This is a genomic window from Mesorhizobium sp. RCAM 05104, assembly GCF_059683645.1.
In genome coordinates, this window is the sequence record NZ_CM185033.1 from 6,727,864 (window position 1) to 6,750,040 (window position 22,177).

Consider the following 22,177-nt stretch of genomic DNA (forward strand, 5'->3'; position numbering starts at 1 on the left):
TGGACCCTTCGGCGAAGTTGGAAAAGACCAAGGCGGGCGGGTGCAACCACCCGCCCGCCCGTTTCACGCCGGCAAGACGCCGGACTTCTTCGCCGTCCATGTGGCGATGTAGTCCATCAGACCGGGATTGAGGCAGTCGTAGGGTTCGAGCCCGATTGTCCTCAGCTGTGCACGGATGCCGTCCATCCGCTTCGGGTCGACACCGGATTCGATGATCGAGGACACGAAAGCGGCAAAGCCCGGCGGCGACCAGCCGTCCTCCACGAAGCGTTCGGGGTGGATGAAGGACAGGCCCTTGAACGCATGGTCGCGCTCGACCGGCCCGTGCATGTGGACGCCGCAGCCGGTGCAGGCATGACGCTGGATCAGCGCCGCGGGATCGACCACTTTCAGCTTGTCGCCGTTCTCGGTGACCGTGACGTCGCCCGTGCCCGCCACGGCGACGACCGAGAAGATCGCGCCTTCGGGCTTCCAGCACTTGGTGCAGCCGCAGGCATGATTGTGGGCGATCTGTCCCTTGACCTTCACCTTTACCGGCTTGCTGGTGCAAGCACAGACCAGCGTGCCGCCGGCGAAGCTGGCGCTTTCCTTGGGCAGGCCATTGTCGATTTTCGGATGCAGTTTCTCCGCCATTCTTTTCTCCTCCCAGTTTTGAACCACAGAGGTCGCAGGCCGGTTGGTCGGCGGCTTGTGGTCTTCCTCAGTAAATCACCACGCTCCGGATCGATTTGCCCTCATGCATGAGGTCGAAGCCCTTGTTGATGTCCTCGAGCTTCAGCGTGTGGGTGATCATCGGGTCGATCTGGATCTTGCCGTCCATGTACCAGTCGACGATCTTCGGCACATCTGTGCGGCCGCGCGCGCCGCCAAAGGCGGTGCCCATCCAGGTGCGGCCGGTGACCAGCTGGAACGGCCGCGTCGAGATTTCCTGGCCAGCACCGGCAACGCCGATGACGACCGACTTGCCCCAGCCGCGATGTGACGATTCCAGCGCCTGGCGCATCACCTTGGTGTTGCCGGTGCAGTCGAAGGTGTAGTCGGCGCCGCCGATCTGGTCGGCGCCGCGCTTGGTCATGTTGACGAGGTGGGGCACGATATCGCCATCGATTTCCTTCGGATTGACGAAATGCGTCATGCCGAATTTCTCGCCCCAGGCCTTCTTGTCGTTGTTGAGGTCGACGCCGATGATCATGTCGGCTCCGGCAAGGCGGAGCCCCTGAATGACGTTGAGGCCGATGCCGCCGAGGCCAAAGACCACGGCCGTCGCGCCGATCTCGACCTTGGCCGTGTTGATGACAGCACCGATGCCGGTGGTGACGCCGCAGCCGATGTAGCAGATCTTGTCGAAGGGCGCGTCCGGGTTGACCTTGGCCAGCGCGATTTCCGGCAGCACGGTAAAGTTGGAGAAGGTCGAGCAGCCCATGTAGTGGAAAATCTTGTCCTTGCCGATCGTGAAGCGCGACGAACCGTCCGGCATCAGGCCCTGGCCCTGCGTGGCGCGGATGGCGGTGCACAGATTGGTCTTGCGCGACAGGCAGGAGGGGCACTGCCGGCATTCGGGCGTATAGAGCGGGATGACGTGGTCGCCCTTCTTGACCGAGGTGACACCCTTGCCGACATCGACCACCACGCCGGCACCCTCATGGCCCAGGATCGCGGGAAACAGGCCTTCCGGGTCGGCGCCGGACAGCGTGAACTCGTCGGTGTGGCAGATGCCGGTCGCCTTGATCTCGACCAGCACTTCGCCCTCGCGCGGACCGTCGAGGTCGACCTCCATGATCTCCAGCGGCTTTCCGGCGGCGACAGCGACAGCGGCGCGGGTTTTCATCAGACAATCCTCCCAAGGCGATTTTACGCTCAAGCTTTCAGGTTTTGGCGACGCGATCAACTGGAAGCTGGTGCCGAAACTGGGCCACAGCGGCGAATTGGAATCGCAAATCGATTGAAAGGCAGTGATTTGCATGGTCGGCTTGACCCTGCAAGCACAGGCCATAAAAGGAACGGCCGACCTAGGGATGCTATCCGCATGTTCACCAAGATCCTGATTGCCAATCGTGGCGAGATTGCCTGCCGCGTCATCAAGACGGCGCGCAAGATGGGCATCGCCACCGTCGCCGTCTATTCCGATGCCGATCGCGACGCCGTGCATGTCGAGATGGCCGACGAGGCGGTTCATATCGGACCTTCGCCCGCCGCGCAGAGTTATTTGCTGCCTGAAAACATCATTGCCGCCTGCAAGGCGACGGGCGCGCAGGCCGTGCATCCGGGCTATGGCTTCCTGTCGGAACGGGCTGCCTTCTGTGAGGCACTGGAAGCGGAAGGCATCGTCTTCATCGGCCCGAAACCCAAGGCCATCAAGGCGATGGGCGACAAGATCGAATCAAAGAAGTTCGCCAATGCAGCGAAGGTTTCGACGGTGCCGGGCTGGCTCGGTGTCATCGAAAATGCCGACCATGCCGAGAAGATCGCCGGCGAGATCGGCTATCCCGTGATGATCAAGGCCTCGGCCGGCGGCGGCGGCAAGGGCATGCGCATCGCCTGGAACCAGTCGGAAGTGCGCGACGGTTTCGACCGGGCACGCTCGGAAGCCAAGAGCTCGTTCGGCGATGACCGCGTCTTCATCGAGAAGTTCGTCGTCGATCCGCGTCACATCGAGATCCAGGTGCTGGCCGACGCGCATGGCAATGCGCTCTACCTTGGCGAGCGCGAATGCTCGATCCAGCGCCGCAACCAGAAGGTGGTCGAGGAGGCGCCGTCGCCGTTCCTCGACGCCAAGACACGCAAGGCCATGGGCGAGCAGTCGGTGGCGCTGGCCAAGGCGGTCGACTATCAGAGCGCCGGCACGGTCGAGTTCATCGTCGACAAGGACAAGAACTTCTATTTCCTTGAAATGAATACACGATTGCAGGTCGAGCACCCTGTGACGGAGCTGGTCACCGGCATCGATCTGGTCGAGCAGATGATCCGCGTGGCTGCCGGTGAAAAGCTTGCCTTGAAGCAGAGTGATGTGAAGCTGAACGGCTGGGCGGTGGAAAGCCGACTCTACGCCGAGGACCCGTACCGCAATTTCCTGCCATCGATCGGCCGGCTGACGCGCTACCGTCCTCCGGAAGAAGGACAATTCGGCGATATCGTCATCCGCAACGACACCGGGGTCACCGAAGGCTCGGAGATCTCGATGTTCTATGATCCGATGCTCGCCAAGCTGTGCACTTGGGCGCCGACGCGCATCGAGGCCATCCACGCCATGTCGGAGGCGCTCGACAGCTTCATCGTCGACGGCATCGAGCACAACATCCCGTTTCTGGCGGCGCTGATGCAGCATCCGCGCTGGCGGGAAGGGCGGATATCGACGGCCTTCATCGCCGAGGAATATCCCGACGGCTTTGCGCCGATTGTACCCAACAGCGAGGAAAAGGCCGTTCTGGCGTCGATCGCCACAGCGGTGGAACTGCTGCGCCGTGATCGACTCGACCGGCTGGGCGGGCGCCTTGCGCCACATTCGGGCGTGCTCAAACGCGACTGGGTGGTGAAGATCGGTGAGGGCTATTTGTCGGCGTCCATCCTCGAAGGCATGATTTCCATTCCGATAGAGATCGATCTGTCGATCGAGGGTGGCAAGGTGCTGACCGTTTCATCCGACTGGCGGCCGGGCGACCTGATCTGGCGCGGCACGGTCGGCCAGCGCAAGGTTGCCGCTCAGATCAGGCCGGTTGCCAATGGTTTTCGCATCGCCTGGAAGGGCATGTCAGTGACCGCGTGCGCCATGCTGCCGCGCATCGCCGAACTTGAAAAGCTGATGCCGGAAAAAGTGGCGCCGGACACGTCGAACCTGCTGCTGTGCCCGATGCCCGGCCTCGTCGTGTCGATTGCCGTTGCCGAGGGCCAGGAGGTCAAGGCCGGCGAGACGCTGGCCGTGGTCGAGGCGATGAAGATGGAAAACGTGCTGCGCGCCGAACGCGACCTTGTCGTCTCGAAACTCAACGCCAAGCCGGGCGACAGCCTGGCCGTCGACGCGGTGATCATGGAATTCGCCTGAGATTGAACCGGGCAGGGCGCGGCAAGCCTGTGGTCAGAGGTCGTTTGTGCTGGACTGGCATCGCCCCGTCCCGGACAATACATCTCCATCGACTCAAGTCCTTCAGGCAGTACGAAAACCATGGCGGATGACAGACTTCCACGCGATCCCCTGAAACGCGAAGCCGCAATAGCGGCCGCGCGGCCGGAGGCGCCGGCGCGGCCCTTCATCCATCTGCGCGTGCATTCGGCCTATTCGCTGCTGGAAGGTGCCTTGCAGATTGGCAAGGTGGTGGCTCACGCGGTCAAGGACGAGGCCCCGGCGATTGCCGTCACCGACACCAACAATCTGTTCGGCGCGCTGGAGTTCGCGCAGAAGGCTGTGAAGGACGGTATCCAGCCGATCATCGGCTGCCAGGTTGCGCTCGCCTTTTCCGGCGAGAACATCGACGGACAGCGCGACCGCAGACGGCAAGGTCCGGAGATGCGGCCGGTGGTCCTGATCGCCGCGACCGAGACCGGCTACTCCAATCTGGTCAGGCTGGTCAGCCGGGTTTACCTCGAAACACCACCCGGCGAGGCGGTGCACCTGACCACTGAAATGATGGAAGGCTATTGTGACGGGCTGATCTGCCTCAGCGGGGGGCCGCGCGGCCCTGTCGGAATCGCGCTCAAGGAAGATCGCCGCGATCTTGCCGAGGCACGGCTTTTGACCCTCAAGGCGATGTTCGGCGATCGGCTCTATGTCGAATTAGATCGGGTTTCGGGTTACGATCGAATGATCGAGAAATCCTCGATCGATCTGGCTTATGCCCACGAATTGCCGCTTGTCGCCACCAACGAGGCGTTTTTCTCGGCGCGCGACGACTACGAGGCGCATGACGCGCTGATCGCCATCGCCGAAGGATCGGTCGTCGCCGCCGACAACCGCCGCCGGCTGTCGCCGGACAATTTCCTGCGCAGCCAGGCCGATATGGCCAGGCTGTTCGCCGACCTGCCGGAAGCGATCGACAACACGGTCGAGATCGCGCTGCGCTGTTCCTATTATCCGAAGAACCGCAATCCGATCCTGCCGCGCTTCGCCGGCGGTGATGTCGCCGATGCCGATGCCGCGGTGAAGGCGGAAGCCGACGAACTGGCCCGCCAGGCGCATGAAGGGCTGGAAGCACGGCTCGCCGCGCATGGTCCCACCCCGGGATATACGATCGAACAGTATCGCGAGAGGCTGAATTTCGAGCTCGGCATCATCGAGAAGATGAAATTCCCCGGCTACTTCCTGATCGTCGCCGACTTCATCAAGTGGGCCAAGGCGCAGGGGATCCCGGTCGGACCCGGCCGCGGCTCGGGTGCGGGGTCGCTGGTCGCCTATTCGACGACCATCACCGATATCGATCCGCTGCGCTTCTCCCTGCTGTTCGAACGTTTTCTCAATCCGGACCGCGTGTCGATGCCCGACTTCGACATCGACTTCTGCCAGGATCGCCGGGAAGAGGTGATCCGCTACGTCCAGCAGAAGTATGGTCGCGACCAGGTCGGCCAGATCATCACCTTTGGTACGCTGCAGGCCCGCGCGGTGCTGCGCGACGTCGGCCGCGTCCTGCAGATGCCCTATGGCCAGGTCGACAAGCTCTCCAAGATGGTGCCGCAGAACCCGGCCAATCCGGTCAAGCTCGCCGACGCCATCGCCAACGAACCGCGTTTCGCCGAAGAGGCCGAGAAGGAGCCGATCGTCCAGACGCTGCTCGACATGGCGCAGAAGCTCGAAGGGCTCTATCGCCACGCTTCGACACACGCCGCCGGCATCGTCATTGGCGACCGGCCGCTGTCGGAACTGGTGCCGATGTACCGCGATCCGCGCTCGGACATGCCGGTCACCCAGTTCAACATGAAATATGTCGAGCAGGCAGGGCTGGTGAAGTTCGACTTCCTCGGCCTGAAGACGCTGACCGTGCTGGAGACAGCGGTCAAATTGATCCGCCGCCGCGGCATCGAGATCGATCTGGCGACGATACCGCTCGACGACCCCGAAACCTACGCCATGCTGTCGCGCGGCGAGGTGGTCGGTGTGTTCCAGGTGGAAAGTGCCGGCATGCGCAAGGCGCTGATCGGCATGCGGCCCGACTGCATCGAGGACATCATCGCGCTGGTGGCACTGTACCGTCCGGGGCCGATGGAGAACATCCCGACCTACAACGCCAGAAAGCATGGCGAGGAGGAGATGGCGTCGATCCATCCCAAGATCGACCATCTGGTGAAGGAGACGCAGGGCGTCATCGTCTACCAGGAACAAGTGATGCAGATCGCGCAGGAGCTTTCCGGCTATTCACTCGGCGAAGCCGACCTTCTGCGCCGCGCCATGGGCAAGAAGATCCGCGCCGAGATGGACAAGCAGCGCGAGCGCTTCGTTTCGGGCGCGGTCGAGCGCGGCGTCGGCAAGCCGCAAGCCGACTTCATTTTCGACCTGCTGGCCAAGTTCGCCGACTATGGTTTCAACAAGTCGCACGCCGCCGCCTACGCGGTGGTCTCGTACCAGACTGCCTACCTCAAGGCGCACTATCCGGTCGAGTTCCTGGCGGCGTCGATGACGCTCGACATGGGCAACACCGACAAGCTCGCCGATTTTCGCCAGGACGCGCTGCGCCTCGGCATCGAGGTTCTGGCACCGTCGGTGATGACGAGCTTCCGTGCTTTCGAGGTGGGCGAGAACCGCATCTACTATTCGCTGGCGGCACTCAAGGGCGTCGGCGATGCGGCGGTCGAGCACATCGTTGCCCAGCGTGGCGAAAAACCGTTCAAGAACCTTGCCGATTTCTGCGAGCGGGTCGATCCCAAGATCGTCGGCAAGCGTGTCTTTGAAAGCCTGATCATGGCCGGCGCGCTCGACTGCTTCGGCCACGACCGCGCTTCCATGATGGCAGGCGTCGAGCGCATGATGGGGCTGGCATCGCTGGCGCAGCAGAACGCGGTGTCCGGCCAGCATGACATCTTTGGCGCCTCGCTCGGCGCCCAGTCGCAGGCGCTCAATCTGCCGCCGACGGACCCGTGGCTCGCCGCCGACCGGCTACACCGCGAATTCCAGGTGGTCGGCTTCTACCTGTCCGCCCACCCGCTCGACGAATACAAGGCGGCGCTGCAGAAGATGCGGGTGCAGAACTGGGCGGAATTCTCGGCCGCCGTCAAGCGGGGCGCCGCCGCCGGCCGTCTGGCCGGCACCGTCACCACCAAGCAGGAGCGCAAGACGCGCACCGGCAACAAGATGGGCGTCGTGGCCTTTTCCGATACGTCCGGCCAGTATGAAGCCGTGCTGTTTTCCGAAGGGTTGGCGCAATATCGCGACCTGCTCGAGCCCGGCCGCTCCGTCGTCATCACCGTTGCAGCCGAAGACAGACCGGAAGGCGTCAACCTGCGCATCCAGACCGTCCAGTCGCTGGAGGACGAGGCAAGCCGTATACAGAAGGCGTTGCGCATTTTCGTGCGCAGCGCGGCGCCGATCAACACGCTGGCTGGCCAGCTTGCCGTCAGGGGCGAAGGCCAGGTGAGCTTCGTGCTGATCAAGGAAGAAGGCGAGGGGGAAATCGAGATCGAACTGCCGAACCGCTACCGGATTTCGCCGCAGATCGCCTCGGCGATGCGCGCGGTGCCTGGCGTGGTCGAAGTGGAGCTGGTGTGATCACCAGTCTTTCCGGCAAACGGAAATTCACCGGGCGGCTCTTGCCGCACTCGCCATGAAGACGACCGACAGGGATGGATCAGTGACGGCGCGCCTGCGCGACACGCTACGCAAGCTCTATCACGGGCGTACGCCCGGCGCTTTTCGGTTCCAGCTGGTGGCCATCATCATCGATGTTGCCATCATCGCTTTCTTCATCGCGACGCCCGTCATCCAGCAATCCACCTCGTTTCTCTGGTTTGACTATGCGGTCGCCGCCCTCGTCGCCGCCGACATGATTGCCAGGCTGCTTGCCTCCAACGACATGCTGCGGCTGATGAAACAGCCGACGTCATGGGTCGATGTCTTCATTCTCCTGACCCTGCTGATGCCGACGGCTCTCGCCAATCTCGGCTTTCTGCGCATCCTGCGGCTGTGGTCGCTGTCGCGCAGCGGTTCGCTTTGGCGGCATTTCGAGATGCGCGGCCTGAGACCCTGGCGCGAGGCAAGTCACGCGGTCATCAACCTGTTGACCTTCCTGTTCGTCATCACCGGCTTCGTTTACACCTTCTTCTTCCGCGCCGGCGCCGGCCTCGAAAACTATATCGACGCGCTCTATTTCACGGTCGCCACGGTGACGACGACCGGCTTTGGCGACATCGTGCTGCCGGGCATGGCCGGCAAGCTGACCGCGATCGTCACCATGATCATCGGCATATCGCTGTTCGTCAGGCTGGCGCAGGCGATCTTCCGTCCGGCCAAGGTGTTCTTTCCCTGTCCGCAGTGCGGGTTGCAACGGCACGAGCCGGACGCCGTGCACTGCAAGGCCTGCGGGCATGTTCTCAACATACCCGACGACGGAAGCTGACCGACGGCGGCTCTGGTCTAGGATGCCGCTATTTCGGCTGGTTTTGTGGATTTCCGCTGCAGATTGAGCAGGTTGCCCATCAGGATCAGCAATGCGCCGGCGGCGGTGAAGGCGTCGATCCGTTCCTGATAGAGGAGCCAGCCGATCAGCGCCGACAGCGGCACGCGCAGGAAATCCATCGGCGAAATGACGGTGGCGTCGGCATAGCCAAGCGCGCGGGCCATGCAGAAATGCGAGGACATGCCGCTGAAGGCGATCAGCAGGATCCATGGCCACAGCTCCAGCGGCGGGTCGCGCCACGCATACAGCGCCGGCACGAGGCCGACCACCGACTGGATGATCAGCATCCAGAAGATGATGCGCACGACGCTGTCCGTCCGCGTCAGCGATTTGACCATGACCACCGAGATGCCGAAGCAGACCGCGGCGCCGAGCACGACGAGATGTCCCGGATCGACCGAACCGACACCGGGGCGAACGATGATCACCACGCCGATCAGCCCCAGTACGATCGCCGCAAGCTTTGGGCGAGAGAGCCTTTCACCAAGGAAGCTGACCGCCAGGAGGGCCGTCCAGATCGGCGTTGTGAACTCGATCGAGATCAGCACGGCCAGCGGGATCAGCGTCAGGGCGTAAAGCCAGGCCGCCTGGCCGGTATAGTGGATGACGTTGCGGGCAATATGGGCGACGGGGCGTTGCGTGCGCATTGCCGCAAAGCCGCCGCTCATCATCACCAGCGGCAGAAGGATGAAAAAGCCGATCACCGAGCGCAGTTCCAGCACCTGGAAGACGTTGAGCTCGGCTGTCGTGGCGCGGCCGGCGACCGACATCGCCAGGAACGAGGCGATCGACAGCGCCATCCAGAACGCGGCCTTGGGGATGGAGGGGGTGGGTGCCATGCCCGCTATGTCGCAGGCCGGAGCTCTTGCCGCAATCGCTAGCCGTTGCATTCTTCTGGGCCAGCCAGCGTTGCGAAACAGTCATGTCGCTGACGGAACCCGATACGGCAAAGGGCGTTGAGTCCCGATATTCGCCAGTGCTTCGCGGAACAATTCCGACAAGGAGAGTTTTGAGAGTTTTCCATGAGACCATTCGCGCAATTCGCGCTTGCGGGCTGCCTGCTGGTTGCCGCAGGCGCGGCTCATGCCGATGAGGCCAAATTTCTCCAGTCGTTCAAGGGCAGTTTCGCCGGCGAGGGCACAGTCCAGGTGACCACCGACGTGCCGAACGTTGGTGTCACATGCAGCTTCAAGTCGAACGCGACCTCAACCTCGCTCTCGCTGGATGGCAGTTGCCGGGGTCTCGTCGTGTTGACGCGGGCCATCAGCGCCAATTTGAAGATCACCGATGCGAAATACAGCGGCGTCTATGTCGGGTCTCGTACCGGGCCGGCACAACTGAACGGTAGCCGCTCGGGCAATGCGATCAATCTCGGCATCCGCTGGGCCAAGGAGGTCAATGGTGATCGCAAGGCAAGGATGACGGTCGAGAAGCGAGGCGAGAACGGCATCCGGCTGACGGTAACCGACACCGACCCGAAAACCGGCAAGAGCGTCGTGACGAGCCGGATAGACCTGCAGCGCACCTGACGAGGTTCACTCCTCAAGTGGCTCCGGCGGATGGGCGTCGCGGCCCTTGCCGAACGTATAGCCGGTTTCCACCGCCTTGCGGCCGAACTTGTCGCGCAAGGCATCGATGGCGCCTTCGGCCATGGCGCGTTTGCGCGCCTGGACGTCGACCAGGTCGGGCGGATCGGCCTTGTCGTCGTCGGAGAGGTCGCTGACGCCGATGCCGAGCAGCCGAAATCTCGTGCCATCCGTTTCCTTGCGCAGAAGCTCCACCCCGGTCTGAAAGATGCGGTCGGCAAGCCGGGTCGGGTCGCCAAGCTGGCGGTTGCGTGTGCGCAGCTTGAAATCCTGGGTCTTCAGCTTCAGCACCACGGTGCGCCCGGCAATGCCGGATTTCTTCAGCCGCGCCGAGACTTTCTCCGAAAGCCCCCTCAGCACAGCGACAAGCTCATCCAATGAAGCGATGTCGGTGTCGAAGGTGGTTTCGGCCGATACGCTCTTGGCGTCCTGGTCGGGATCGACGCGGCGGACGTCCTCGCCACGCGAAAGGCGATAGAGCCGGTCGCCCATCGTGCCGTAGCGGCGCATCAGGTCGGCACGATCCATCTGCTGCAACTGGCCGATGGTGCGGATACCGTCACGCTCCAGCGTGGCGTTGAACGCCTTGCCGACCCCCCAGATCATGGTCACCGGCTGCGTTGCCAGGAAGCCGACCGCCTCTGCCTCGCCGATGATCGAGAAGCCGCGCGGCTTGCGGAAGTCCGACGCTATCTTGGCGAGGAACTTGCAATAGGACAGGCCGGCCGAAACGGTGATGCCGATCTCCTTCTCGACAGCCAGCGCGAACCGCGCCAGCACCACCGCCGGCGGCAGTCCGTGCAGCCGTTCGGTGCCGGCGAGGTCGAGAAACGCCTCATCGATCGACAGCGGCTCGACCAGCGGCGTCAGCGCTTGCATCATGGCGCGCACCTCGCGGCCGACGCGCACGTATTTTTCCATGTTCGGGCTGATCACGACCGCCTCGGGACAGGCTTCGAGCGCCTTGAACATCGGCATTGCCGAGCGGACGCCCTGGATGCGGGCGATGTAGCAAGCGGTGGAGACGACACCACGCTTGCCGCCGCCGATGATCAGCGGCTTGTCCTTCAGCGCCGGGTTATCGCGCTTTTCGATCGCCGCGTAGAAAGCATCGCAGTCGATGTGAGCGAGATGTAGCCGGTAGAGCTCCGGATGGCGCGCCAGCCTGGGGCTGCCGCAGCGCTCGCAGCGCCTGACGCCGCCGCGCTGAAAAGTCAGGCAGTCGCGGCAAAAACCGTGATCGGGATTGTTGACAGGGGCCGCCATCGCTGCGAACATAAAGAGAACAGAAGCAATGGTACGACAGTGCAAGGCCAGCGACAAGGCTGGCCTGGGGAGAACGCATGAGCACGACCATAGCGCCGCTGGCGCCCGAACTTTGGGCGGATTTCGAGGACCTCTTCGGCAAGCAGGGTGCCTGCTATGGCTGTTGGTGCACGCATTTCCGGCTGGCGCCGGCGGTGCGCCGTGAGAGCAGCCGCGAGCGCAACAAGGACCACATCAAGGCGCGCATCGAAGCCGGCCCACCGCCTGGCCTGCTGGCATTCGAGGATGGCAAGGCGGTCGGCTGGATGCAGATCGGACCACGTGCCGACGTGCCCGAATGGAACAATCAGGGCAGGGGGTCGGCGCCGCTCGATCCTGCCGACGCCACGGATCCGGCCGTCTGGGCGATCTCCTGCTTCTTCATCCGAACCAGGGCGCGCGGCAGGGGTATCACGCACCGCCTCGTCGAAGGCGGCATCGACTTCGCCCGCGAGAATGGCGCGCGGCTGGTCGAGGCTTGCCCGATAGACCTGTCCCGGGATTCGCGCTCGATAGGGCTGTTCGTCGGCTCGTCACGGGTCTTCGAGAAGGCCGGGTTCGAGAGGCTTGTGGAACGCAAGGCAGGCCGGCCCTTGATGCGGCTGGTGCTGTAAGAGAGAACCTCGTCTTGCGATTGCAACAGTATTTTTCTACCAGAGAAGCAATTTTGCCTATTCGGGATAAAGGGGGAGAGTCGAAGTGAAGTGTGTTTTTCCATTTGTTGTGGTTCTTGCCGTCAGCGCGCCTGCCTGGGGTCAGACTGTTGACAGCCAGGGTGCCAAGCAATTGTCCGATGACCTGTCCCGCTATGTCGGCAAACTGGTGCTCAACGAGGGCATTTTGAAGATTTCGGTCGTAGGCGATGCCTACGAGATCACCTTCGATTTGAAGGCGATTGCAGCGGGGTTACCGAAGCAGGATCTGCCGAAGTTCGATTTCCCGCCTTACACGCTGGTGGTCAAACCGCGTGGCGACGGCAGTTGGGACGTCTCCTCGGATTTTTCGACCAGCGGTTCCTTCGAGGTGAGTAATCCGGACGGCCAGGCAAGCGCGCAGATCGCTATCAAGGATGGCAAGTTCACTGGCGTCTATGACCCCAAGCTGGCGGCATTTACCAGCGGCGCCAGCTCAATGGCGGGCATGACGATGACGTCGCGCATGCCCAGGCAAGTAACGGATTTTAGCGTGGGCTCAGGCTCGTCCAAATTCAGCGCACGCGAGTCGGCGAAAGGCGGCGTCGACCTCAACTTGACACAGGCGGTGGCCGACTTCGGCGAGACGGTCAAGATCGACGACCGGGCTGTTGGAGCGATAAAGGCGTCGGATCTTGCCGTGGATGTGACCGCCAAAGCCATTCGGACAAAGCCGTTTCTGGATCTCTTGGCATTCGCCGTGGCCCATGAAGACGAAGACCGCGTGAAAGCCGATCAAGCGGAGCTCAAAGCGCTTCTGCTCGCTGCGCTACCGCTGTGGGAACGAATAGATGGAACCTACACATTCAAGAAGTTGGCCATTGAAACATACGCCGGCGATTTCGGCGCGACGCAATTGAGCACCGCATTCGGGGCTGATGGCATCGAGCAGAACGGTAAGCTCGACTATGCGATCAAGGCCTCCGGCTTGACCTTCCCCCAGATATTTCCTGGCTGGACCGCTACGCTGCTCCCCACCGATATGGACTTGAACTTCGGCGGCGCCAACATCGATCTCGACAGCATGGCAAAGAAGGCGATCGAAGCCTTTGATCTCAATCAGCATCCGGCGCTGTCGCCTGATTTCGGCGACCAGCTTAAAGCCGACTTCATGGCCAAGGCTCCGAAGGTCGTCATCGGCCACAGCGTCTTGAAGAACAGGGACATGGAAGTCGCGATGGAAGGTGAGATTACCTTCCCCGGCCAGAAGCCCGACACAACCATGACCATCGACGTTGCCGGCTTTGACAAGATCGTGGCGGCCCTGCAGACGGCGGCCAAAACCGAACCGGAAGCGGCACAATATTTCCCCTTCGCATTAGCCGCCAAAGGATTTGCCAAGACGCTGTCGGACGGCCGGATAGAATGGGTCATTAACGCCAAGGCTGACGGCTCCGTCACGGTCAACGGCGCTATGCTGAAGCCAGCCGATCCGCCCGCGGACAACAGCGGCGGCGACGACAGTGGAGACGACAACGGCGGGGCGGGGGCGAAACTGAGTCCTTGATGGCTGGAATTTAGAGCCCCAGCGCGCTGGCGATCTTCGGCGCGGCTTCGCGCCAGTCCTGGACGACGACGATGTCGTCCGGCACCGGCGGCAGGAACGCGCGCAGCGAATTGTCGGCCATCAGATGGAACAGGTGCGCGTCCGCAACCGAGCCACGCGCCGACAGGAGATTGTGCGGCTGGTCGTCGACGAAGGCTATGCGCCGGCCCTTGGCACCGCGCAGCTTGGCCAGCGCCGGGCCCTTGGCCATCTCGGTGGTCAGGAGCGGATAGTTCAGGCCGAGCGCATCCAGGTGGGCGCGGCGGGTGGAGCGATGCCTGTGTGGCATGGCGGTCAGCAAGATGATCTCGGCCCGGTCGCCCAGACCTGCCAGTGCGTCCGCGGCGCCGTCGGTCATGCTTTGCCAGTCGGCCTGTGCATCGAAGAATTCGCCGAGAAGCGCGGTTACCTCCGCCTGTTCGATCAGCCGGCCACTTTCCGTTTCGGCGATATTGCCGGTCAGCCGGAACGAGGCCAGAGTCAGGCCAAAGCCGCGCGATTTGAGGAAATGCGGGAACGGGCGGATGAATTCAAGCACGACGTCATCGACGTCGAGCACCAGCAGCGGCCGATCGTCGGCAGCCAGTTCCTCGATCTGTCGCGCGGTTTCGGGATCATCGCTCATATGGAATGCTCGTGGTTGTCGTCGCCCAGCGGCAATGCGCGCAGAGCCTTGCCGACGGCAGCGGGCGGCGTGCCGGTTTCCTCGGCAAAGCGCATCAGGGTCGGCTCGTGGGCGAGAATGAACTGCAGAACGCCGGCCAGGAATCCCGGCTCGCTGGCGGCCTTGCGGATCGAATGCGCCTCTATGCCGGTGATCGCCAGAAACCGTGGCAACAGCTCCGGATCGGAGGCGACAAAGCCCAAGGCCTTCACGGCAATGTTTTCCGCTTCTTCGCGCATTGACGCTGCGTTTGCCATCACTACCTTCGGTGTGTGGAATGAGTCTCTCCCGCAGTAATGGCAAGAGTGGCTTGCGGCAAGCCATTACGGCGCGGCGCGTCCTTTGGATGCGCAGGGGGCGAGGTGGAATTCGCGCTGTTTGTCAGCCGCAGATTTCCGTTTCGTCAATCATATTGCCGTAAAGTGAACCAGGGTTTGGTGCGTTCCGAGACAGGGCGCATGACGGCCACCTTCGAGCGGAAGGACGGCCGGGACGGGATATCGATGCCTAAGAAGGTGATGATCGTCGAGGACAATGAGCTCAATATGAAGCTCTTTCGGGACCTCATCGAAGCAAGCGGTTACGAGACCGTGCGCACCCGCAACGGTCTGGAAGCGCTCGATCTGGCGCGTCAGCACCGGCCGGATCTCATCCTGATGGATATCCAGCTGCCCGAAGTGTCGGGACTGGAGGTGACCAAATGGCTGAAAGAGGACGACGAGCTGCACGTCATCCCGGTCATCGCGGTGACCGCCTTCGCGATGAAGGGCGACGAGGAACGTATCCGCCAGGGTGGCTGCGAGGCCTATATTTCCAAGCCGATCTCGGTGCCGCGTTTCATCGAGACCATCAAATCCTATCTGGGCGATGCCTGATGTGCCCTTTCAGCCGAGCCGGAGCCTTGTGAAATGACTGCGCGGATCCTCGTCGTCGACGACATCCCTGCCAATGTGAGGCTGCTGGAAGTCCGGCTGCTGGCCGAATATTTCGAAGTGCTGACCGCCACCAACGGGCCGGATGCGATCGAGACCTGCGAGAACGGCAAGGTCGACGTCGTGCTGCTCGACGTGATGATGCCCGACATGGACGGGTTCGAGGTCTGCCGGCGGCTGAAGAGCGATCCGGCGACGTCGCACATTCCGGTGGTGATGATCACCGCGCTCGACCAGGTCTCCGACCGCGTGCGCGGGCTCGAGGCCGGCGCCGACGACTTCCTGACCAAGCCGGTCAATGACCTGCAACTGATGACGCGCGTCAAGAGCCTGGTCCGGCTGAAGTCGCTGACCGACGAGTTGCGGCTGCGCGCCTCGACCACGCGCAACATCGGCATCGAAGAGCTGCTGAGCCGCAATTTCGCGTCGGAAGACACCACGCCGAAAGTGCTTTTGATCGACGAACGCCAATCATCCGTCGAGCGCATCCAGAAGATGCTGCGCGACCGCGCGGATCTCGACATCGCCAGCGATCCGCATGCCGGCTTCTTCCAGGCCGCCGAGACCCCCTATGAATGCGTGATGATCTCGACCGCCTTTGCCGATTTTGACCCGCTCAGGCTTTGCTCGCAGTTGCGCTCGCTCGACCGCACCCGCTTCATGCCGATCATCCTGCTGGCGGAGGAGGGCGAGGAGGAGCGCATCATCCGTGGCCTCGAACTCGGCATCAACGACTATCTGATGCGGCCGATCGACCAGCAGGAGCTGACGGCGCGGCTGCGCACCCAGGTGCGCCGCAAACGCTACAACGACCAGTTGCGCGCCAGCGTCACCCAGACCATCGAAATGGCGGTAACCGACGGCCTGACCGGGCTGCACAACCGTCGTTACCTCGACAGCCATCTGCAGACGCTGTTCGACCGCGCCGTGGCGCGGCGCCGACCGCTGTCGGTGATGATCACCGACCTCGACCGCTTCAAGGCGATCAACGACACGTACGGCCATGATGGTGGCGACGAGGTGTTGCGGGAATTCGCGCGCCGGCTGCGCAAGAATGTCCGCGGCATCGACCTTGCCTGCCGTTTCGGCGGCGAGGAGTTCGTCGTGGTGATGCCGGACACCGAGGGTGTGGTGGCCGAGAAGGTCGCCGAGCGCATACGCGCCGAAATCGCCCAGGCGCCTTTTGCGATCGGTTCGGATGGCAAGACGATCGAAGTTACCGTCAGCGTCGGCGTGTCGTCCGTGCTGAAGGGGGTGGATACGGTGGCGGCGCTGATGAAGCGCGCCGACCTTGCACTCTACGAAGCCAAAAGCGGCGGCCGCAACCGCGTCGTCGCCAAGGCGGCGTGACGGCCAGCCCCGATTATCCAGTCAACCCGACAGGGTTACCCATTTACCTTAATCCAAGCGATTCGCGAGCCTTGGTTAAGAAACTGTTGATTTTCATAAGCTCTTGCGCAACTGTGCTGGCCTAGACGAAAGCGAGGCCGGCACGAGGGTAGGCAGCCGGCTCGATCCCAAGAATACCCCATGATGCTCAGGTCCGCCGCATCTCCTGGGTCCGTGGGGTCGGCCGGCCGGCGCTGGCACATAGTGGCCTCCTCGTACCGCTGCCAAACGCCGACCGGCCCCCTTTTTTCAACATGACATCAGGATTTTGCGCCAAGCCACGGAAGCACCGGGGCTTTTTCAGATGTGAAATCTGAATAACGCTTCCTGGATGTGACGGCCCCGGCCGCACGTGCTGCCGCTTCGCAACGCTGTGGTTTTGGGCTGTAGTTCTGATCCGGGGAGAGCCTCGGTCTCTCCACTTCATAGATATGGCGCACAAGGGACTTGCTTCAAGACCTGGTTCCTCCCGTAAAACCGCGGCCCATGGCAAGGAAACGGGAGTGACGAGAATGCGTGCGATGGTGCCGACAGATGGATCGCGTCATGCGGTGGTGATCGCCGGGGGCGGTCCGACAGGGTTGATGCTGGCGGGCGAGCTTGCGTTGGCGGGCGTCGACGTCGCCATTGTCGAGCGGCGCCATAACCAGGAACTCGTCGGCTCGCGCGCCGGTGGGCTGCACGCCCGCACGATCGAGGTGCTCGATCAGCGCGGAATCGCCGACCGGTTTCTCTTGCAGGGACGGCGGTCACAGTCCGTGGGCTTCAACATGATCCGGTTGGACATCAGCGACTTTCCCACCCGGCACAACTATGTGCTCGGGCTGTGGCAGAACCACATCGAGCGCATCCTGGCCGACTGGGTCGGTGAGCTGGGAGTGCCGATCTATCGCGGACAGGAGGTCACGGGTTTCGCGCAAGACCATAGCGGCGTCGACGTCGAGCTGTCCGAGGGCCAAAGGTTGAGGGCGGAGTATCTCGTAGGCTGCGACGGAGGACGCAGCGTCATTCGCAAGACAGCTGGCATCGATTTCGCCGGGTGGGATCCGACGGTGAGCTGGATGATCGCGGAGGTCGAGATGTCGGAGGAGCCGGCATCGGGCTTTCGCAACGACGCCTACGGTATCCATGCCATGGGCAAGACGGAGGAGGGCGGGCCAGTGCGTGTCGTGCTGACCGAACGGCAGCTGAGCACTGGCGGTGAACCAACCCTGCTCGATCTCAGCGAGGCGCTCACAGCCGTCTATGGCACTGACTACGGGGTGCACAGTCCCATATGGATCTCTCGGTTTACCGATATGACGCGTCAGGCCGCCGCCTACCGCGACGGACGCGTACTGCTGGCCGGCGACGCCGCGCACGTCCATCCGCCGATGGGCGGACAGGGTCTCAACATCGGCGTGCAGGACGCGGTGAACCTGGGATGGAAACTGGCCCAAGTGGTCAGCCGTACAGCACCGGAAGGCCTGCTCGACAGCTACCACGCCGAGCGCCATCCGGTCGCCGCCCGGGCATTGCGCAACACAATGGCGCAGGTTGCTCTTCGCCGTATGGATGACCGCACCAAGGCCTTGGCCGATACCGTTGGCGAATTGCTCGGCATGGACGAGCCCCGCAAGCGAATCGCCGCGGAGCTGTCCGGCCTGGGTGTCCACTACAACCTGGGGGAGGGGCACCCACTCCTTGGGCGGCGAATGCCCGACCTCGATCTGGTCACCACCAATGGCCCGTTGCGGCTGTTCGGCCTGCTGCACAATGCCCGACCGGTGCTCCTCAACCTCGGTGAACCGGGCAGACTGGACAGTGCGCCTTGGGCGGACCGGGTCCGGCGGATCGACGCGGGATATGCCGGTACCTGGGAGCTTCCGGTCCTCGGGACCGTCGCCGCGCCCGAGGCCGTATTGATCCGGCCCGATGGATATGTGGCCTGGGTCGGGGTTGGAACCCAACAGGGGCTGGCTGAGACGCTGACGACTTGGTTCGGGCCGCCGGCCGCGAATTAGCGAGGTGATCGAAGCGGGCTCGCGCCCCCTCCTGGAATGCATTGCCTCGTAACCTTCGGCACCCTGAAGGCGGGCGGCCTCCTGACAACCGGTTGACAGGAGTTTCCATCTGTGCAGAAATTGGTTGGACCATTGGACCACTTGGAGGATTTGTGGACCAGAACAGCCTGCCACCCATTCAGACGACGGCGCGTGATGACGCCGTGCTGAAGGCGTTGGTGGGCTTTGTCGGCGCCGAGGCCTTGCGGCCCGGCGAAAAGCTTCCGACCGAGCGTATCCTTGCCGAGCGGCTGAAGGTCAGCCGCAACACGGTGCGCGAGGCGCTGACACGCTGGGAAGGGCTCGGTCTCGTCGAGCGCCGGCAAGGCAGCGGCACCTATCTCAAGGCGGCTGTGTCACCCGACATGCTGCACATGCCGCTGACGCTGTCGGGCGGCAACGATTTCACCAGCCTGATGCAGACGCTTGAAATCCGCCGCGCCCTGGAAGCGGAGGCAGCGGCACTGTGCGCCGAGCGGGCGAGCCCGGCCGACATTGCCGAGATCAAGCGCAAGCTCGACATCATGGAGCAGGCGTTCCGCACGCGCGATGGCATGTCGGCGGAAGAAGACTGGGAATTCCACCAGGCGATCTACCGGGTCTCCGGCAATCCGCTGTTCGAACAGATTATCGCCGCCATGCACGAGCTGTTCCATCGTTTCTGGGAGCATCCGCTCGGCGTGCGCGACTTCGGCCACGCCAGCTTTCCCTATCATCGCACCATCTACGAATGCATCGCCGCGCGCAATCCGCAAGGCGCCCGCGCCGAGGCACTAAAGCTGATCGCCACCGTCGAGGACGATCTCAAGCGCGGTGCCGCCAAACTCAAACTTTCGAGCCAGACATGAACGAGCATCCATCGGGTTTCGATCACGACTATCTCGCCGAGGCGGCAACGCTGCTGGCGCATGACGAGCCGTTCCCTGGCGGCGCGGTGGTGCCGCCGATCTACCAGACCTCGCTGTTCACCTTCGCCAACTATGCCGAGATGGCCGACACTTTTGCCGGCAAGCGCAGGCAGCCGATCTATTCGCGTGGCGACAATCCAACGGTGATGGAGTTCGAGGCGCGGGTGGCAGCACTCGAGGGCGCTGACGCCGCGCGCGGCTTCTCCAGCGGCATGGCGGCGATCAGCGCCACGGTGCTCGCCTTTGTCGGGGCGGGCGAGCGCATCGTGGCGGTGCGCAACTGCTACGGCGATGCCTACCGGCTGTTCGAGCGGCTCCTGCCGAGGCTCAACATCAAGGTCGACTATGTCGACGGTTCCGATCCGGATGCGGTCGCGGCGGCACTTCCCGGCGCCAAGCTGCTCTATCTGGAAAGTCCGACCTCGATGATGTTCGAGCTGCAGGACTTGCCGCATCTGACCCGGCTGGCCAAGGAGCATGGCATCGTCACCACGATCGACAATTCGTGGGCGACGCCGGTGTTCCAGAAGCCGATCATGCATGGCGTCGACCTGGTGCTGCACTCGGCCTCGAAATATCTCGGCGGCCACAGCGACACCGTCGCCGGTGTGGTGGCGGGTTCGGCCGCGCATATCAAGCAGATCAACGAGCAGACCTATTCCTATCTCGGCGGCAAGCTGTCGCCGTTCGAAGCCTGGCTGCTCTTGCGTGGTCTGCGCACGCTGCCGCTGCGCCTGCCACACCACATGAAGAGCGGCCTGATCATCGCCGAGCGGCTGAAGGCGCATGCCAATGTCGAGCGGGTCAATCATCCCGTCTATTCGAACCACCCGGGCAAGGCGACGCTGGCCGGCTATGCCGGACTGTTCTCCTTCGAGGTGACGGACGACATCGACATCCCCGTCTTCGTCGACGCGCTGAAATATTTTCGCATCGGCGTCAGCTGGGGCGGGCATGAAAGCCTGGTCGTGCCGGCCAAGGCGTCGCTGGAGCAGACGCCGGGACTGAATTCGATGGCGCGCTTCGGCGTCAGCCCCCGAACCATCCGCTTCAATGTCGGATTGGAAAGTGTCGAAGACCTCTGGGCGGATGTCGCCCAAGCCTTCGAAAAAGCCAGAAAATAACAAGCGGGTTCAAAATGGGAGTCTTGAATATGAAAAAACTGACCGTCATGCTTGCCACCGTTGCGGGGCTGGCGATTTCCGCCGGGAGCGCGCTGGCCGATTCGACCCTCAAGATGGTCGAAGTCATCACCAGCCCGCCGCGCACCGAATTCCTCAAAAAGCAGATCGCTGAGTTCGAGGCGGCTAATCCCGGCGTCAAGGTCGAGCTGATCTCGCTGCCCTGGGGCCAAGCCTTTGAGAAATTCCTGACCATGGTGCAGGCCGGCGATACGCCCGACGTGGTCGAGATGCCGGAACGTTGGATGGGCCTCTATGCCAACAATGCCCAGCTCGAGGATCTTGGGCCCTACATGGCCAAATGGGACGATGCCAAGACACTCGGCGACCGTGCCAAGCAGTTCGGCTCGACGGTCAACAACACCCAGTACATGATCCCTTACGGCTACTATGTGAACGCGCTGTTCTGGAACAAGAAGCTGTTCAAGGAGGCCGGCCTCGACGGCCCGCCGGCGACGCTCGACGATTTCATCGCCGACTCCAAGAAGATCTCGGCCTTGCCGGGCAAATATGGCTACTGCCTGCGCGGTGGGCCGGGCGCCTTCAATGGCATGCACATGTTCATGAACATCGCCGCCGGCAAGGGCGGCTACTTCAACGAGGACGGCACCTCGACCATCAACGACGAGGGCTCGGTCAAGGGCCTGCAGATGCTGGCCGACATGTACAAGGACGGACTGGCGCCGAAGGATGCGGTAAGCTGGGGCTTCAACGAGACCGTCACCGGCTTCTATTCCGGCACCTGCGCCATGCTCAACCAGGATCCCGACGCTCTGCTCGGCATCGCCGACAAGATGAGTGCCGACGACTTTGCCGTGGCGCCGATGCCGGTCGGGCCGAGCGGCAAGTCTTATCCGACGCTGGGCTATGCCGGCTGGGCGATGTTTGCCAATTCGCAGCACAAGGATGACGCCTGGAAGCTCATGGCGACGCTGCTGTCGCCGAAGGACAATCTGGAATGGGCCAAGGAAGTCGGCGTCGTCCCGATCCACAAGGGCGCCGACCAGGATGCCCATTTCAAGACCGAGCAGTTCAAGGGATGGTTCACGGAGCTGAGCGACACCTCCAAATATGAAATGGTGACCCCGCCGACGCATCTGGAGAACCTCGGCAATTTCGTCGACCAGGTGGCGATCAAGAATTTCCAGGAAGTGCTGCTTGGCCAGAAGACGGCCAAGGACGTCGCCGACCAATGGGCTGCCTTCCTGACCAAGGAACAGCAGGATTGGCTGGCGAAGAACAAGAAATAACGCCTTCTTCCTTCTCCCCGTTTCACGGGGAGAAGGTGGCCCGATAGGGCTGGATGGGGGCAGGCCAAGCATTTCAAGGCTCGCGCCG

At 62.8% G+C, this 22,177-nt stretch carries 18 protein-coding genes; 12 read left to right on the forward strand and 6 right to left on the reverse strand.

Translation table 11 applies throughout. The features are described from left to right. Positions 1-63: 63 nt before the first annotated feature. Both gfa and AC56QP_RS32890 read right to left on the reverse strand, forming a co-directional pair. Complete coding sequence (gene gfa / locus AC56QP_RS32885) at positions 64-633, reverse strand: S-(hydroxymethyl)glutathione synthase (protein WP_489861754.1); 570 nt, start codon at positions 631-633, stop codon at positions 64-66. A gap of 67 nt (positions 634-700) precedes the next feature. Next, a complete protein-coding gene (locus tag AC56QP_RS32890; protein ID WP_489861753.1) occupies positions 701-1,828 on the reverse strand; it encodes an S-(hydroxymethyl)glutathione dehydrogenase/class III alcohol dehydrogenase in 1,128 nt (375 codons plus the stop codon). Between the two features lie 198 nt (positions 1,829-2,026). On the opposite strand from AC56QP_RS32890, the gene AC56QP_RS32895 reads away from it, so the two are divergent. From AC56QP_RS32895 to AC56QP_RS32905, 3 genes are all read left to right on the forward strand, one after another. After that, positions 2,027-4,039 carry an acetyl-CoA carboxylase biotin carboxylase subunit gene (locus tag AC56QP_RS32895; protein WP_489861752.1) on the forward strand — a complete coding sequence of 671 codons (2,013 nt, stop codon included), beginning with the start codon at positions 2,027-2,029 and terminating at the stop codon, positions 4,037-4,039. A gap of 120 nt (positions 4,040-4,159) precedes the next feature. Further along, complete coding sequence (gene dnaE, locus AC56QP_RS32900) at positions 4,160-7,687, forward strand: DNA polymerase III subunit alpha (protein ID WP_489861751.1); 3,528 nt, start codon at positions 4,160-4,162, stop codon at positions 7,685-7,687. Between the two features lie 55 nt (positions 7,688-7,742). Further along, on the forward strand, positions 7,743-8,534 hold the full coding sequence (locus AC56QP_RS32905) for an ion channel (RefSeq protein WP_489861750.1): 792 nt from the start codon (positions 7,743-7,745) through the stop codon (positions 8,532-8,534). Positions 8,535-8,551: 17 nt separating this feature from the next. On the opposite strand, the gene AC56QP_RS32910 is transcribed toward AC56QP_RS32905, so the two are convergent. Next, positions 8,552-9,433 carry a DMT family transporter gene (locus AC56QP_RS32910; RefSeq protein WP_489861749.1) on the reverse strand — a complete coding sequence of 294 codons (882 nt, stop codon included), beginning with the start codon at positions 9,431-9,433 and terminating at the stop codon, positions 8,552-8,554. A 183-nt stretch (positions 9,434-9,616) separates the two neighbouring features. On the opposite strand from AC56QP_RS32910, the gene AC56QP_RS32915 reads away from it, so the two are divergent. Next, on the forward strand, positions 9,617-10,123 hold the full coding sequence (locus tag AC56QP_RS32915) for a hypothetical protein (RefSeq protein WP_489861748.1): 507 nt from the start codon (positions 9,617-9,619) through the stop codon (positions 10,121-10,123). 6 nt (positions 10,124-10,129) lie between these two features. Here AC56QP_RS32915 and AC56QP_RS32920 read toward each other — a convergent pair whose 3' ends face one another. Then, a complete protein-coding gene (locus AC56QP_RS32920) occupies positions 10,130-11,458 on the reverse strand; it encodes a DNA polymerase IV (RefSeq protein WP_489861747.1) in 1,329 nt (442 codons plus the stop codon). 65 nt (positions 11,459-11,523) lie between these two features. On the opposite strand from AC56QP_RS32920, the gene AC56QP_RS32925 reads away from it, so the two are divergent. Continuing rightward, a complete protein-coding gene (locus tag AC56QP_RS32925; protein WP_489861746.1) occupies positions 11,524-12,099 on the forward strand; it encodes a GNAT family N-acetyltransferase in 576 nt (191 codons plus the stop codon). Positions 12,100-12,184: 85 nt separating this feature from the next. Beyond that, complete coding sequence (locus AC56QP_RS32930) at positions 12,185-13,684, forward strand: hypothetical protein (RefSeq protein ID WP_489861745.1); 1,500 nt, start codon at positions 12,185-12,187, stop codon at positions 13,682-13,684. A 10-nt stretch (positions 13,685-13,694) separates the two neighbouring features. Here the strand turns inward: AC56QP_RS32930 and AC56QP_RS32935 are convergent, their stop codons facing one another. Beyond that, complete coding sequence (locus AC56QP_RS32935) at positions 13,695-14,348, reverse strand: hypothetical protein (RefSeq protein ID WP_489861744.1); 654 nt, start codon at positions 14,346-14,348, stop codon at positions 13,695-13,697. Beyond that, positions 14,345-14,644, reverse strand: coding sequence for a DUF3572 domain-containing protein (locus AC56QP_RS32940; protein WP_269905412.1), 300 nt, complete (start codon positions 14,642-14,644; stop codon positions 14,345-14,347). The genes AC56QP_RS32935 and AC56QP_RS32940 overlap by 4 nt, the downstream gene beginning before the upstream one ends. Before the next feature lie 201 nt (positions 14,645-14,845). On the opposite strand from AC56QP_RS32940, the gene AC56QP_RS32945 reads away from it, so the two are divergent. The 6 genes from AC56QP_RS32945 to AC56QP_RS32970 all read left to right on the forward strand — a co-directional run bounded on the left by AC56QP_RS32945 (position 14,846) and on the right by AC56QP_RS32970 (position 22,089). After that, the gene (locus AC56QP_RS32945) at positions 14,846-15,262 is read left to right on the forward strand and encodes a response regulator (RefSeq protein ID WP_306280002.1); all 417 of its coding nucleotides are present in this window, start codon (positions 14,846-14,848) and stop codon (positions 15,260-15,262) included. A gap of 33 nt (positions 15,263-15,295) precedes the next feature. Continuing rightward, positions 15,296-16,669: a PleD family two-component system response regulator gene (locus tag AC56QP_RS32950; RefSeq protein ID WP_489861743.1), complete on the forward strand. Its 1,374-nt coding sequence runs from the start codon at positions 15,296-15,298 to the stop codon at positions 16,667-16,669. A gap of 551 nt (positions 16,670-17,220) precedes the next feature. Then, a complete protein-coding gene (locus tag AC56QP_RS32955) occupies positions 17,221-18,711 on the forward strand; it encodes an FAD-dependent monooxygenase (protein WP_489861742.1) in 1,491 nt (496 codons plus the stop codon). A 152-nt stretch (positions 18,712-18,863) separates the two neighbouring features. Next, complete coding sequence (locus AC56QP_RS32960; protein WP_489861741.1) at positions 18,864-19,598, forward strand: FadR/GntR family transcriptional regulator; 735 nt, start codon at positions 18,864-18,866, stop codon at positions 19,596-19,598. Continuing rightward, positions 19,595-20,782, forward strand: a complete 1,188-nt coding sequence (locus AC56QP_RS32965) for a PLP-dependent transferase (protein WP_489861740.1) — start codon at positions 19,595-19,597, stop codon at positions 20,780-20,782. The genes AC56QP_RS32960 and AC56QP_RS32965 overlap by 4 nt, the downstream gene beginning before the upstream one ends. 29 nt (positions 20,783-20,811) lie before the next feature. Beyond that, positions 20,812-22,089 carry an ABC transporter substrate-binding protein gene (locus tag AC56QP_RS32970; RefSeq protein ID WP_489861739.1) on the forward strand — a complete coding sequence of 426 codons (1,278 nt, stop codon included), beginning with the start codon at positions 20,812-20,814 and terminating at the stop codon, positions 22,087-22,089. Positions 22,090-22,177: the final 88 nt, after the last annotated feature.

Coding starts and splice junctions, on each gene's coding strand:
- gfa (WP_489861754.1), bottom strand. CDS start 633: ATGGCGGAGAAACTGCATCCGAAAATCGACAATGGCCTGCCCAAGGAA.
- AC56QP_RS32890 (WP_489861753.1), bottom strand. CDS start 1,828: ATGAAAACCCGCGCCGCTGTCGCTGTCGCCGCCGGAAAGCCGCTGGAG.
- AC56QP_RS32895 (WP_489861752.1), top strand. CDS start 2,027: ATGTTCACCAAGATCCTGATTGCCAATCGTGGCGAGATTGCCTGCCGC.
- dnaE (WP_489861751.1), top strand. CDS start 4,160: ATGGCGGATGACAGACTTCCACGCGATCCCCTGAAACGCGAAGCCGCA.
- AC56QP_RS32905 (WP_489861750.1), top strand. CDS start 7,743: ATGAAGACGACCGACAGGGATGGATCAGTGACGGCGCGCCTGCGCGAC.
- AC56QP_RS32910 (WP_489861749.1), bottom strand. CDS start 9,433: ATGGCACCCACCCCCTCCATCCCCAAGGCCGCGTTCTGGATGGCGCTG.
- AC56QP_RS32915 (WP_489861748.1), top strand. CDS start 9,617: ATGAGACCATTCGCGCAATTCGCGCTTGCGGGCTGCCTGCTGGTTGCC.
- AC56QP_RS32920 (WP_489861747.1), bottom strand. CDS start 11,458: ATGTTCGCAGCGATGGCGGCCCCTGTCAACAATCCCGATCACGGTTTT.
- AC56QP_RS32925 (WP_489861746.1), top strand. CDS start 11,524: ATGAGCACGACCATAGCGCCGCTGGCGCCCGAACTTTGGGCGGATTTC.
- AC56QP_RS32935 (WP_489861744.1), bottom strand. CDS start 14,348: ATGAGCGATGATCCCGAAACCGCGCGACAGATCGAGGAACTGGCTGCC.
- AC56QP_RS32940 (WP_269905412.1), bottom strand. CDS start 14,644: ATGGCAAACGCAGCGTCAATGCGCGAAGAAGCGGAAAACATTGCCGTG.
- AC56QP_RS32945 (WP_306280002.1), top strand. CDS start 14,846: ATGACGGCCACCTTCGAGCGGAAGGACGGCCGGGACGGGATATCGATG.
- AC56QP_RS32950 (WP_489861743.1), top strand. CDS start 15,296: ATGACTGCGCGGATCCTCGTCGTCGACGACATCCCTGCCAATGTGAGG.
- AC56QP_RS32955 (WP_489861742.1), top strand. CDS start 17,221: ATGCGTGCGATGGTGCCGACAGATGGATCGCGTCATGCGGTGGTGATC.
- AC56QP_RS32965 (WP_489861740.1), top strand. CDS start 19,595: ATGAACGAGCATCCATCGGGTTTCGATCACGACTATCTCGCCGAGGCG.
- AC56QP_RS32970 (WP_489861739.1), top strand. CDS start 20,812: ATGAAAAAACTGACCGTCATGCTTGCCACCGTTGCGGGGCTGGCGATT.